Raw genomic sequence first — 12,311 nt, 5'->3', positions numbered from 1 at the left:
ACCTCTCAGCTGTGAAGTTTCAACAAGATTCGCTGGAAATCGCCTATAGGGTTGGTCAAATGGAGGCACATTTCCTGTGAACTGCGTTTTTTTCAACTCAGACGTGCCTTAACTCTCAGCTTTGACGTCCAGAATGAAACATATCTTTTTTGACGCTACGAATTACGCGAATGTTTGCGCCAACTTCAGCATCAGTCTTGGCGAATATGGTCGGACCCAACTCATTTGTTAGGCCGTGAAATGGCTGCCTCGCACTTTCTTTCTGCGTTTGATGTAAAGGAAGCTTGTAAACCTGTGCCTTTCAGGAGATGAAGCACACCAGCCATCAGGTAAGGGCATAGTGGTGAGCAAATTTACGGAAGTTGTCTCGACTGTCTTGCGCTCAGTTTCAGGCGGTTCGCAACAGAAGAAAATTCAACCGATAGCCTGGTCCGAGCGGAACAGATGTACCGTTGACGGCGTCAATTTTTTCGCCACGGTCGATATTGCGGAATACCACGAAATCACATCGAACGATAACGAGTTTCTGCTGGTGAAAACACGCGAAATGATCGAGGCTGAACTGGATTGCACCTCGAAGATCGATGTTAACAATATCGTCGATATCGGAGTATGGCAGGGTGGGAGCGTGGCACTTCTCGATCGTGTATTTCAGCCTGACAAACTGGTTGCAGTTGAATAATCGACGCGCGAACTGCCTCACCTTGACGCCTATATCGAAAGGTACTCGCGGCAGGATAACGTGCGGCTGTACAAGGGGATAAGTCAAGCGGACATCAATCGGTTCGGAGAATTGCTGGACGCAGAGTTCGGCGACGAGAAGATTGATCTCGTCATAGATGACGCATCGCACCAGTATTTGGAAACGTTGTTGTCGTTCAACCTCGTTTTTCCGCGCATGTCGGAAGGCGGCGTCTTCGTCCTTGAAGACTGGCAATGGTCCACGATGGAAGAACATTACAATTCCGACTATTTCGAAGGGAAAAAGGCGCTGGCGAATCTGGTGCTTCAATGCGTCATGTCCTGCGCCTGCCGGCCAGATATCGTTCGCGAAGTCATCGAGAAAAATCACTCTGCAATGGTTGTTCGGGGCGAGGCTGAACTGCAAAGCGGTGCTTTTGACATTACCGAGATCGCCCGCAATCGAGGCGAGATTGTTCCCCTGATGCTATAGATCCGCAATGTTTTGGTAGGCGTGCTCTGCCGTCACGACGCCAATTGTTGTGAAGCCGGGTTTCTCAAATCAGGCTTGGTTATCCGGCGGGCAAGGCGGATGAATGGAACTTCGACAGCATAATAGATAACAGTCGCAATGGGTATCGCTACGGCTAGGGTAATAACACAGACAATTGGCACCACAAAATCCGGATTGTCCGTAAGTGTTGCGGCCCATCGGGTCAGGTTTGTGTTATAGATAAGAAACGGATGCATCAGATATAGGCTGTAACTGATCTTTCCAAGAAAGCGGGTAAAAGGGTTATAGAGAAAAAAAACAGGTCGAAGTGCCTGCGATAGCGCCAGGCTTGCAAAGGCGAAGCCCCAGCCCAAAACCAGTGCGAGTGGAACCGGTTTGTTTAGCGTTTGCGCCTGATCAAGAACCGGGCCAAACAGATACATGTAAATCAACCCGGCGATCCCGGCACCGAGCGCTAGATAGCCGACGGGGCGCTCGCATGACTTAGGTGTCCAACGGTAGGCGCACCAAACGATCAGACCCAACGCAAAGTACGGGGCGTTCGTGAAAAAGCTGGTCCAATAGTAAAAATCGGGAACTTCACCCTGACTAGACAAGTTTACAAACCCCCATCCCAAGCAGGCGAGCAAAAAGAGAAGCACCGCTGACCAAATGTTCCGCCAAATCCAAAGGAAGGGGAACAGAAGATAGAAGATAGCTTCGACGCCGATTGACCAACCCGCCGGAACAAGACTGGTTTGTTCACTGGGGACAAACCCGAACAGAAATGTAATATTCCTGATGATCGTACCTGTTTCGGCCTGGACCCCAATATACAGCCAAGCAAAGAGCATCACGTAGAAGAGTGGGGCAATTCGAAAAAATCTGCGCAAGGCATAGGCCCAGCTTCGATCAAAGGACACTCCCTTTGGATAAGCTAGCGACATGGACATCGCGCTTATTATGAAAAACAGCGGCACTCCCATCGCATAGTAGTCGGCACCCCAGTTCTTGTAGTAGACGCCGAGTGGATGAATGTGCACTGCGTGTACAAACACGACCGCAGACGCAGCGATACCGCGCAGTGAATCAAGGCCATGCGCCCTTTGATCTTTAAGATTACCTGCCATGATCCACTCGAGATACCGCTTCCTTGCTGCCAAAAACCTTTGGCGACATTGAACGCCAGCTATAAATGGTTGGCGCCCGAAGGCAATCAAATTGTCGTTTTCAAGCATAAAGCCCTACGCATCGAACGCTGCCCACAGGGCTGCGATCGTCTGCGGAGTTTGGAGTTGGCGGACGTTGAACCGGCGGGCTCGTCCACTTGCAATGCATTTCCGGGGCCCGTAACAAAGCCGCAGGCAGGGATGCGCGCTATACATCTGCAAAGATGCGTTTTTTCCCGCTATCCTGAATTTGCGGGCCACGGGTACAGGTAGACGCGATGAGACTTGTCATATCCACGATGAAAGACGAGGGGCCGTTCATCCTGGAATGGATTTCATACTATCTTTCGATCGGCTTCACCCATTTTATCGTCAATTCGAACGATTGTTCCGATGGCACCGACACGATCCTTCAGCGGTGCCAGGAACTGGGGTTTCTGGCGCATATCGGCAATCCCGGCCCGTGGGAATTTGGACCTCAGGCTTCAGCTTATGCAAACGCCATGGAACACCCCTGGTGCAAAGAAGCCGAATGGATATTGGTCTGCGACGTGGATGAATTTCTTGATATTCGCGTCGGCGACGGAACACTGGACGATTTGTTTCGTGCATTGCCGCATGCGGACGGATTTGCCGCAATCTGGCAGTTGTTCGGACACAACGGAATCGTCGAGTTCGAAGACAGGTTCGTTTTCGAGCAATTCACCCGTGCGGGCGAGCTTGGCGCCGTCAGCCCCCATAACTTGCGGGCGTTCAAATCGCTCTTTCGCAACAACGGATCGTATCGCACAATCAGCACGCATCGACCGCGCGGCCCGATACCCAACAAGGCGGATCGATTTGCCTGGGTCGACGGGGACGGTGATCCGTTGCCGCCGGCCATGCGAAGACGAGGATGGGCGTATTCATCAACGGGCGCCGGGTTTGGGCGCAGGCTTTTTCGGATGAACCACTATGCGGTGAGGTCCGTGGAAAGCTATCTGATGAAGCGGTTGCGTGGGGATGTGAATACCTCGAGTTTTCATCCGAAGATGGAGGCAACAGGTCAGGCCTACTGGAAGCTGCATTGCTATAACGACATCGAAGAAACCTCGATCCTGTCCAAAGTTGCACGACTTCGGGAGGTTTATGAAAAGCTGCGATCCGATACTGTTCTGGGGCAATTGCATCATCAGGCAGTTGCATTTCACAAGGAACGCATCGCAAGCCTCAGAAAAACCGAGGTGGCGCAGGATTTTATCGCTAAGTTCAGCCGCTTTCGCAGCGGGCGCTATGTCAAGGCGCTGGAACTCGGCGTGATGGAAGATGGCGATCTGTCTTTCAACGCCGAAATGTACAAGGATCCGGACATCACATTTGCCCAGGTCGCGAAATGGACGCGGCTCGGCAAGATGTCCAAGCCCGAGAACTCCAAGCCATACAATTTTCCTTGGTTCGTTCGGCTCGATGCCCTCGAAACCTCGTTTGATTACGAAGAGGCCGCCGCGCAGCATGCGCAAATTACGGATGCCAAACAGGTTTCGGTGCCGTTCGACCCCAAGGATCCTGTCTACCTGCCTTCTGCCCCTCCGGAGGTTGAAAGAACAAAAGACCAGCGGCAGAGTTTTCTTCGATCAATCAGTGGTAAGAAGAATTGGGTGCTGATCGGACATGTTGAGATTGAAATCATCGAAGAAATACTTGATCTGGACGCTGTCGAGAAATTGACGGTCATAGGACCGTGGGGGCTGTCATGGGACGGTTTCACATGTCCGGATGCAACTCAGGATCCCGAGCTACAGGCTTTGGATCGCACGTTTTATGCATTGCTGGAATACTTCCGCGCCCCCATTCTTGCCGGACAATTGCGTGTCTACCGGGCGCTGCCCCCCTTGATGCTGAAGCTGTTTGAAGACGAAAGCGTCGGCGTCGTCATCATCCGCGGGGTGCGGGCAGAGCAGGTGATGAACCAGCTGTTGCGTCGGATCGACCGGGTTCTTGCGCCCGGGGGGAGTATCGCGTTCACATCTTATCGCCGTCACGGAGGCGGGTCGTATACGGGTATGAATGCGGCGATAAACAGTTTCCTCGGGCGTAATGCTGCACGATACCGGATAACCAGCTTGCAGCCACCGTGGCTTGGTATCGACAAGTTGCCACCGCTTGGCAAAAAGGACACATAGCTTCTGGTTCTTGAGGCTGTGGCGTGGTAGCCATGGCGCAATGAACAAAACGGGTTCTGAGTAAATGGGATACCCGTCTGCGAGTGAGGTCGAGATGTCAAACGAATCCAAGGTTATCGGTGTTGCGCCCGGCAGCCAGAAGAAACCGAAGGCTGACAAAGCGACCAAGCGCAAAAACAGCAAAGACGCAATCCGCCGCACATTCCTTTCCCGTTTGCCAAAGGGGGGCCTAGCCGTAGAAATCGGTGTCTGGCAGGGTGAGTTCTCTCCGACCATTCTGAAACTGATCGAGCCCAGTCAGCTTTTTCTGATCGATCCATGGAAGCATATCGGTGAGGAATCGCACACAACCGCGTTTGTGGGTCGGACCGAAGACGAAAAGATGGAGGCCATCTTCCAGAAGGTCGTAAAGACTTTCGAGGCCGAGATCGAAGAAGGCAAGGTTGGTATTATACGCGATTTTTCGGTACCTGCGTTGAAGCTTTTTGATGATGAAAGCATCTCGTTCGCCTATGTCGACGGAGACCATTCATACGAAGGCGTGACCGCTGATCTGGCCGCTTTGTTTCCCAAGATCAAACCCGGTGGGATCATGGCATTCGACGACTACCACCGCCGCGGCTGGTGGGGCGACGGGGTGATCCGTGCGGTCAACGAGTTTCTGGGCCAGCACCCCCGAGAGTTGCGCATCCGCGCGATTGCCGGCGCACAGATCGCCATCGAAAAGATTGTCCCGCAAGATGACAGCAAAGGTCAGAACGGCTAGGCGGCGGGGATAAGTGGCAGCGATGGAAAAGCCTGAAAAAGTCCTCATCACCGCGATGAAGAACGAGGGTCCCTATATTCTGGAATGGGTGGCCCATCACAAGGTGCTGGGGTTTGACCGGATCACTGTCTACACCAATGATTGTACAGACGGCACCAACCAGATTCTGAGACGATTGCAGGACTTGGGCCATGTGGAATTTCACAGGAACCGGGTTGGAACCGGAGGGATACACCGGTCTGCGCTGAGGCAGGCACGGCGCTTGCCGGTAGTGAAAGACGCAAAGTGGATATACGTCGGGGACGCGGATGAGTTCCTGAATATTCACGTTGGAAATAACAGGGTTGATGATCTGATCGAGGCAACGCCCGGCGTTGACGTTATTTCCATACCCTGGAAGATATTCTCGAACGGTGGTCGGCATGTTATGCGCGATACGCTGGTGACGCGGCAGTTCTTCGATTGTGAGCTGGATTTCGAACAAGGCGGGGCAGGGCGCCGGTTTGTCAAATCCCTGTTCAGGCAGGGCGATTTCTATCTTCGTTTCGGGTTGCACAACCCGCACCCCCGTCCCGAACTTCAGGCCGGCGTGTTCCGGTCCGTGCCCGGAGGGCACGCCACGGAACCTGCGCCCTTCGGCAACCATGTCTCGCCTCCGTTTGGATTTGAAGTCGCACAGATCAACCACTATGCCGTCAGATCCACGCAGGCCTATTTGGCCAAGCGCAGCCGAGGTCGGGCAAATCATTCCGCGCAGACACTTGGAACCGAATATTGGGACCGCTGGAACCGTGGCGGTGCCAAGGATGAAACAATCCTGCGGTACAAGGACGAAGTGGATGCGGTGCTGGAAGAGTTTCGCGCTGACGACAGGCTTCGACGGCTACATAGAAGAGCGTTCCGCTGGCACAAGGCCCTGATCAACGATCTGCTGAAACTGCCAGAGTATGATGAGCTGTACCAGAAACTTCTTGAAAAACCGGCCGTGGATTTTGTCGCAAAGGACCGTGGCGTAAGGGAACGCCTGTCGGCCAGCGCGCCGTCTTCGACTGACGAAAACCGGACAGAGTCCTGACAAAACAGCCCCTGGAGAAATAGACGAATGGTTGCGGATCACTCTCTTCCGACGATTGGGATGCTGTGGATGGAAGGAAGCCTGAGCTTTCTGGAGCAGATGTGCATGCTGTCATTCGTCGAATGCGGTCACAGGGTCGTTTTGTTCCACTATGGGCAAGTCGACAACGTTCCGGATGGTATCGAACTGGTGTCGGCAAATGAAATCCACGAACCCAGGCAGTTCATCGTGAACAACCAGTTCAAGACGCCGGTGCCCCAATCCGATATCTTCAGATTGCACCTGATGAAGAAAACGGATTTTCTGTGGTGCGACACGGATGTTTTGGCGCTTGCCCCGATCCCAAGGGCCGATCATGTTTTTGGGTATTTCAACCGCGATACCATCTGCAATGCTGTTATGCGGCTGCCTTTCGACAGCCCCACGTTGAACGCGTATTCCGAATACTGCCAGGACCCCTATCCGATCCGCCCCTGGGTTGAAGGGGAGGAGCGGAAGGAACTGGAACGCCTGAAACAGGCTGGTGAGTTGCCTCATGCGTCAGATCAGGAACACAGTGTTTACGGCCCCGGTGTCATGACATGGTTTCTGCGCCATTTTAACGAGTTGAAGCATGCCAGCCCCATACCGGTCTTTTATCCTTTGCCGTTCAGACGTGCAGGGCAGGCCAATGACATTCACGTCCGAGAGTTCAGGGACGCGTATATCAAAGAGGAAACGCTTGCCGTGCATCTGTGGGGACGCCGGATGCGGTGGTGGATTGCAAACGGGATCAAGCGGCATTCGTTTCTGGATCGACGTTTGCGGAACCTGGGGGTTAGACCGGGCGACGCGCCTTTGCCGCGCCACGGCCGAGGGGGCCTCAAACCGGTGGAGTTTCCCGCAAACCTGCCCACCTTGCGCGCTACGACCGAAGAAATCCACGACGCCACCGGCGGAGTTGTTTCTGTTGCTCTGCTCTCTGACCGGGAAGACTATCTCAAGGCGGCACAGGCTGATCTCGACGCAATTGCAGCTGACAATCTGTACGGTGCCAACACCCCGCCGCGCGTGGGTTTTTCGCGCGGTTGGGAACACTATGACAGTGACCCTGCTAGGCTGAATGCGCTTGGTATGGCTTTGTACAACTATGCGGATAGTCATCGGTTTTTACCCGACCTGCGCGCGCCAAAGACATTTGCCGAAAAGCTGGTGGTCATGAAGCTGTTTGGCGAAGTCCCTGATGCGTTGATTTCTGACCGGTCCAAATACGTGGGCAGCGCCTCGGAATTGCTCGCCTGCCCACAGCGCATGTGGGAGGCGCACATTCCGGCATTGCCCGAAACACTCGACCTCGGGCCCGGCCAGTATTGGTTGAAAGGAACGATGAGCCATGGTCACAAGCTGGCCCTGTCGTTCTCGCTGGATGCCACGCAGCGCGATGATGCCAACCAGAAACTGGCAGCGTGGCACAAGACAAAAACGCCCGAAGGTTTCTGGACAAGCGAATGGTGGCGCGCCAAGCAAAAGCCCCTCTATTGCATCGAAGAAGACTTGACCGCCGGGGATCGACAGGTCGGCACCTGGAAATTCTGGGTGATCGCCGGACGCGTGCAGCTGGTGCAGGTTGACCGTGACCGGGGGCGTGGGCGCATCCAGATGCTCCATGATCGCGACTACAATTACCTTGCAGATGAGCTGTATTCGCCAACCAGCAGCACCGTTGAACCCCGGCCCGACCGCTTTGAAGACATGATCCGGATCGCTGAAACCCTGGGGCAAGACGTTGAATGCGCAAGCGTAGAGCTTTTCCCGGTTGGTGACAGAGTTTGCTTGGGTGACATCATATTGGCGCCGGTGTCAGGCAAGCACAAGATGCGGTCGGATGCGCTGGATCAGCGTCTGGGTGCTGCGTGGACCGGAACTCGGCTGTTCCCCGGCTGAGGCTGGACAATCCCCGGATCTTTCATGCCGCCGGAACAGGTGGCAGGGCCTATTCGACCGCGATTTCCTGGCGCAGTTTTCCAGTTGTTTTGTCAAAGATCAGAATGCGATTGTCATCGGTTGCGACGGCATACCAGTTTGCCCCGATGGTCAGGGCCTGCGCCCGGGCGCCGTCGGGCAGCGCGATCTGATCCGGCAAGGTGGGTGTGCGGTCCGATAGGCGGATGACAATCAGGGCGAATGTCACTAGAACCCCGCCAATCATCACCGCGGTCAACAGCATGACCATCCGCCGCAGCAATCGCAGTTGCGGAGTTTCCTGCGGTTCTTGAGGTTCGGAAGGGACAGTCATGGGCACCCGCCAGATTGAGTTTCAGATCGCGGCCGATCCGCCGCCTCGCCTTGATAAGGCGCTTTCCCGCGATGTGCCAGACGGGGAAAGCCTGTCGCGCACCCGACTTGCGCGTCTGATCGAAGAGGGCGCGGTACAGATCGACGGTGCCGAGGTACGCGACCCCAAGGCCAAGGTGGCCGAAGGGGCGCGTGTCACGATTGTCGTGGCCGAGGCCGAAGACAGCCATATCGGCCCCGAGGACATCCCGCTCGAGATCGTCTTCGAGGATGCGGACGTAATCGTCGTCAACAAACCCGCAGGCATGGTCGTACACCCCGCGCCGGGATCACCCAGCGGGACTTTGGTGAATGCTTTGCTCCACCATTGCGGAGACGATCTGTCGGGCGTCGGCGGGGTGAAACGCCCCGGTATCGTGCATCGCATCGACAAGGAAACCAGTGGCCTTCTGGTGGTCGCAAAGTCAGACGCGGCGCATCACGGGCTGGCCGAGCAGTTCGCGGCGCATAGCGTCGAGCGGTATTACCGTGCGGTGTGTTACGGGGTGCCGGATGCCAACGATCCTCGGTTGCGCGGTGTCAAAGGGATCAGCTTTGAACCCGGCAACATCATGCGCGTTACGACGCAACTTGCGCGACACAAGACCGACCGTCAGAGACAGGCGGTTCTGTTCCATGGCGGGCGGCATGCCGTGACACGCGCGCGCGTTGTCGAGACATTTGGAGTGCCTGCGGGTCTTGCCCTGATCGAGTGCTGGCTTGAAACCGGCCGAACGCATCAGATCCGCGTTCATATGGCCCACGCGGGGCACGGGCTGGTGGGCGACCCGGTTTATGGCGGCAAGCGCAAGTTGTCCGCCAAAGCGTTCTCTGCCGCTGCCGCCGGTTTTGCAGGCGCTTTTCCCCGTCAGGCACTTCATGCCGCTGTTTTGGGATTCGAGCACCCTGTCACTGGTGAATCCCTGCGGTTCGAGGCCGGTTTACCGCAAGATATGCAATGCCTTGTCGAACGTCTGCGGACACCGCTGTCATAATAAGCAAACTCCTGTGAAAAAGGGCTTTTCACCTTTCCTTAACGGAAGATTAATTCCAGACTGTTAGCAGCACCTCTTGAATGGGAAGGGTTCCTTACCCATATCCTATGTTAAACATCTAAACATTTGTCGGAGGGACACAATAATGGCAAACTACGCAAATCTTCCCGCACCGACGCCCGAGGGCGGCCTGAATCGCTATATGCAGGAAATCCGCAAGTTTCCTCTGCTGGAGCCGGAAGAAGAATACATGCTGGCCAAACGCTGGGTCGAAGAGCAGGACACCGAAGCCGCGCACAAGATGGTGACGTCTCACCTGCGTCTGGCGGCCAAGATCGCCATGGGCTATCGCGGCTATGGTCTACCGCAGGCCGAAGTGATTTCCGAGGCCAATGTGGGCCTGATGCAGGCTGTCAAACGGTTTGACCCTGAAAAAGGCTTCCGTCTGGCGACCTATGCCATGTGGTGGATACGTGCCTCGATCCAGGAATACATCCTGCGGTCGTGGTCATTGGTGAAGCTGGGCACGACCTCGGCGCAGAAAAAGCTGTTCTTCAATCTGCGCAAGGCCAAGGCCCGCATCGGTGCACTGGAAGAGGGCGACCTGCGCCCTGAAAACGTCAAGAAGATCGCCACTGATCTGGGTGTGACCGAAGAAGAAGTGATCAGCATGAACCGCCGGATGTCCGGTGGCGATGCGTCCCTGAACGCCACGGTCGGGTCCGAAGGCGAAGGCACCATGCAATGGCAGGACTGGCTTGAGGATGAGGATGCAGATCAGGCCGGTGACTACGAAGCACGCGATGAACTGGAAGCGCGTCGGGAATTGCTGGCGGCGGCTCTGGATGTGCTGAATGATCGGGAAAAGGATATCCTGACCCAGCGTCGTTTGATGGATCAGCCGGTCACGCTCGAAGAGTTGAGCACTCAGTATAACGTAAGCCGAGAGCGCATTCGCCAGATCGAAGTGCGCGCGTTCGAGAAGCTGCAAAAGAAAATGCGGGATCTGGCGCGGGAAAAAGGCATGTTGGGCGTCAGCTAACAGTTGCGCCCTTCTTGCCTCGCAGGAAGATTCTTCGCGTTCAAGCAATGACGGAAAACGCCCTCTGATGATCAGGGGGCGTTTTTTGCGGATGTTGGCGGAAACTGAACCAAAGGCCTAAATCAATGGCTGAAGGTCGAAAGCTGTGTTAGGAAAAGACGTGTTTTGTCTTTGATTTCGCAGCAGAACGAGCGCTGGTGACCCCTCGGGAAGCGCGTAATTTGAAACAAGCCGAGTACGGAGGGCGCAATGCAAAGACCGGTTCAATTTGGTGTATTGGGTGCCGCGAAATTTGCCCGCGAATACATGGCCCCGGCGATACATGCCGCCAATGGGGCGCGCTTGGCCGCGCTGGCAACCTCGGATGCAGCGAAAGCAGAACCGTTTCAGTCCTTTTGCCCGGATTTGCAAGTATTTGACAGCTATGATGCGTTGTTGGCAGACGCCGGAATCGACGCAATCTACATCCCGTTGCCCAACCATATGCATGCGGAATGGAGCCTTAAGGCTTTGAGCGCTGGCAAGCATATTCTGTGCGAAAAGCCCATGACCATGAAGGCGGATGAATTCGACGCATTGATCCAAAAGCGGGACCAAAGCGGCCTGCTGGCCGCCGAGGCCTACATGATCGTCCATCACCCTCAATGGCAGCTTGCAAGGAAACTGATCGCTGATGGTGCCATCGGCAATTTGGTACATGTGACCGGGGCGTTCAGTTTTGACAATCGGGCAGATACCCAGAATATTCGAAACCGCGCGGAAACGGGTGGCGGCGGATTGCGTGACATCGGGGTCTACGTGATCGGCGGGGCGCGCTTTGCAACCGGGCAAGAGCCTGTGTCGGTGCAATCCGCGATCCGTTGGCAGGATGATATCGACATCTTCACTGAAATTCGCGCGCAGTTCCCCGGATTTACCTATTCCAGCTATGTTTCCATACGGATGCATCCCCATCAGGAGATGGTGTTTCACGGCGAAAGCGGTTTGGTCCGTCTGACGACCCCGTTCAATGCACGTGTGTTCGGAGAGGCTCGGGTCGAGCTGCACCGGCCGGGGCTTGAAGTTCAGGTCACCCGCTTCCCCGGAGCAGACCATTACAAGTTGCAGGTCGAGGCCTTTTGCCGATCAATCAGGGACGGGGCGGAGTATCCCTGTCCTTTGGAATTCTCACGCGGGACGCAAGAGGTGATTGATCGTGTATTCGAAGGCGCGATTTCGCTGTAACTTGCGTTGCGGCCAACGGCTCAGCTATCCTGAGTGTCACAATTTCAGGAGATGACCGATGGCCGGAGGTTGGGCGCGCGACGGCGCTGTGAGCGAACAGATCGAAGCGTCGATCTCAGATGAACTGGCGCGGATGCAGGCGCAAAAGCGGCCCCAGGGCGAAAGCTTGACCCATTGTGCCGAATGCGAGGAACCTATCCCGGAAAAGCGTCGCGTCGCGTTGCCCGGAGTAAAGCTCTGCCTGGATTGCCAGCAGGAACGGGACGGCGCGTTCAAGGCGCGCGGCGGCGTCAATCGGCGGGGGTCGAAGGACAGTCAGTTGAAGTGATCTTGGGTATGGCCGCGATGAGCCAAACGTACATGGGCTTCGATCGCGTCAGTAATCAAGACT

12 protein-coding genes are annotated in these 12,311 nt (G+C 55.5%); 10 read left to right on the top strand and 2 right to left on the bottom strand.

What is annotated here, in order from left to right; all coding sequences use genetic code 11:
* Nucleotides 1-343 precede the first annotated feature (343 nt).
* Both GS611_RS05790 and GS611_RS05785 read left to right on the top strand, forming a co-directional pair.
* Nucleotides 344-682 carry a hypothetical protein gene (locus GS611_RS05790; protein ID WP_171633163.1) on the top strand — a complete coding sequence of 113 codons (339 nt, stop codon included), beginning with the start codon at nt 344-346 and terminating at the stop codon, nt 680-682.
* 12 nt (nt 683-694) lie between these two features.
* Nucleotides 695-1,174, top strand: a complete 480-nt coding sequence (locus GS611_RS05785; RefSeq protein WP_256419627.1) for a class I SAM-dependent methyltransferase — start codon at nt 695-697, stop codon at nt 1,172-1,174.
* A 32-nt stretch (nt 1,175-1,206) separates the two neighbouring features.
* Here GS611_RS05785 and GS611_RS05780 read toward each other — a convergent pair whose 3' ends face one another.
* Nucleotides 1,207-2,304, bottom strand: coding sequence for an acyltransferase (locus GS611_RS05780; RefSeq protein ID WP_171633158.1), 1,098 nt, complete (start codon nt 2,302-2,304; stop codon nt 1,207-1,209).
* Nucleotides 2,305-2,621: 317 nt separating this feature from the next.
* Between GS611_RS05780 and GS611_RS05775 the strand changes: the two genes are divergently transcribed.
* The 4 genes from GS611_RS05775 (at nt 2,622) to GS611_RS05760 (ending at nt 8,269) form a co-directional block, all read left to right on the top strand.
* Complete coding sequence (locus tag GS611_RS05775) at nt 2,622-4,505, top strand: glycosyltransferase family 2 protein (RefSeq protein WP_171633156.1); 1,884 nt, start codon at nt 2,622-2,624, stop codon at nt 4,503-4,505.
* Between the two features lie 94 nt (nt 4,506-4,599).
* Entirely contained in the window at nt 4,600-5,271 is a 672-nt protein-coding gene (locus GS611_RS05770; protein WP_171633153.1) for a class I SAM-dependent methyltransferase, read from the top strand.
* A gap of 22 nt (nt 5,272-5,293) precedes the next feature.
* Nucleotides 5,294-6,346, top strand: coding sequence for a glycosyltransferase family 2 protein (locus GS611_RS05765; RefSeq protein WP_171633151.1), 1,053 nt, complete (start codon nt 5,294-5,296; stop codon nt 6,344-6,346).
* Nucleotides 6,347-6,415: 69 nt separating this feature from the next.
* The gene (locus tag GS611_RS05760; protein WP_171633149.1) at nt 6,416-8,269 is read left to right on the top strand and encodes an ATP-grasp fold amidoligase family protein; all 1,854 of its coding nucleotides are present in this window, start codon (nt 6,416-6,418) and stop codon (nt 8,267-8,269) included.
* A gap of 49 nt (nt 8,270-8,318) precedes the next feature.
* Here the strand turns inward: GS611_RS05760 and GS611_RS05755 are convergent, their stop codons facing one another.
* Nucleotides 8,319-8,621: a DUF6476 family protein gene (locus GS611_RS05755; RefSeq protein WP_152457651.1), complete on the bottom strand. Its 303-nt coding sequence runs from the start codon at nt 8,619-8,621 to the stop codon at nt 8,319-8,321.
* Here GS611_RS05755 and GS611_RS05750 point away from each other — a divergent pair.
* The 4 genes from GS611_RS05750 to GS611_RS05735 all read left to right on the top strand — a co-directional run bounded on the left by GS611_RS05750 (nt 8,620) and on the right by GS611_RS05735 (nt 12,248).
* Entirely contained in the window at nt 8,620-9,654 is a 1,035-nt protein-coding gene (locus tag GS611_RS05750; RefSeq protein ID WP_171633146.1) for an RluA family pseudouridine synthase, read from the top strand. The two genes, GS611_RS05755 and GS611_RS05750, sit on opposite strands and share 2 nt — an antisense overlap.
* A gap of 145 nt (nt 9,655-9,799) precedes the next feature.
* Complete coding sequence (rpoH, locus tag GS611_RS05745; RefSeq protein ID WP_171116444.1) at nt 9,800-10,696, top strand: RNA polymerase sigma factor RpoH; 897 nt, start codon at nt 9,800-9,802, stop codon at nt 10,694-10,696.
* A 249-nt stretch (nt 10,697-10,945) separates the two neighbouring features.
* A complete protein-coding gene (locus tag GS611_RS05740; protein WP_171633143.1) occupies nt 10,946-11,920 on the top strand; it encodes a Gfo/Idh/MocA family protein in 975 nt (324 codons plus the stop codon).
* Nucleotides 11,921-11,978: 58 nt separating this feature from the next.
* A complete protein-coding gene (locus tag GS611_RS05735; protein WP_170346639.1) occupies nt 11,979-12,248 on the top strand; it encodes a DksA/TraR family C4-type zinc finger protein in 270 nt (89 codons plus the stop codon).
* Nucleotides 12,249-12,311 lie beyond the last annotated feature (63 nt).

This window comes from Ruegeria sp. HKCCD6119 (assembly GCF_013110585.1).
Lineage (GTDB): Bacteria > Pseudomonadota > Alphaproteobacteria > Rhodobacterales > Rhodobacteraceae > Ruegeria.
This window is presented reverse-complemented; position numbering and strand designations above follow the sequence as displayed.

Excerpts from the sequence above, each read along its gene's own strand:
- GS611_RS05775 (WP_171633156.1), top strand. The coding sequence starts at position 2,622 with ATGAGACTTGTCATATCCACGATGAAAGACGAGGGGCCGTTCATCCTG.
- GS611_RS05760 (WP_171633149.1), top strand. The coding sequence starts at position 6,416 with ATGGAAGGAAGCCTGAGCTTTCTGGAGCAGATGTGCATGCTGTCATTC.
- GS611_RS05750 (WP_171633146.1), top strand. The coding sequence starts at position 8,620 with ATGGGCACCCGCCAGATTGAGTTTCAGATCGCGGCCGATCCGCCGCCT.
- GS611_RS05755 (WP_152457651.1), bottom strand. The coding sequence starts at position 8,621 with ATGACTGTCCCTTCCGAACCTCAAGAACCGCAGGAAACTCCGCAACTG.
- GS611_RS05780 (WP_171633158.1), bottom strand. The coding sequence starts at position 2,304 with ATGGCAGGTAATCTTAAAGATCAAAGGGCGCATGGCCTTGATTCACTG.
- GS611_RS05735 (WP_170346639.1), top strand. The coding sequence starts at position 11,979 with ATGGCCGGAGGTTGGGCGCGCGACGGCGCTGTGAGCGAACAGATCGAA.
- GS611_RS05765 (WP_171633151.1), top strand. The coding sequence starts at position 5,294 with ATGGAAAAGCCTGAAAAAGTCCTCATCACCGCGATGAAGAACGAGGGT.
- GS611_RS05770 (WP_171633153.1), top strand. The coding sequence starts at position 4,600 with ATGTCAAACGAATCCAAGGTTATCGGTGTTGCGCCCGGCAGCCAGAAG.
- GS611_RS05740 (WP_171633143.1), top strand. The coding sequence starts at position 10,946 with ATGCAAAGACCGGTTCAATTTGGTGTATTGGGTGCCGCGAAATTTGCC.
- rpoH (WP_171116444.1), top strand. The coding sequence starts at position 9,800 with ATGGCAAACTACGCAAATCTTCCCGCACCGACGCCCGAGGGCGGCCTG.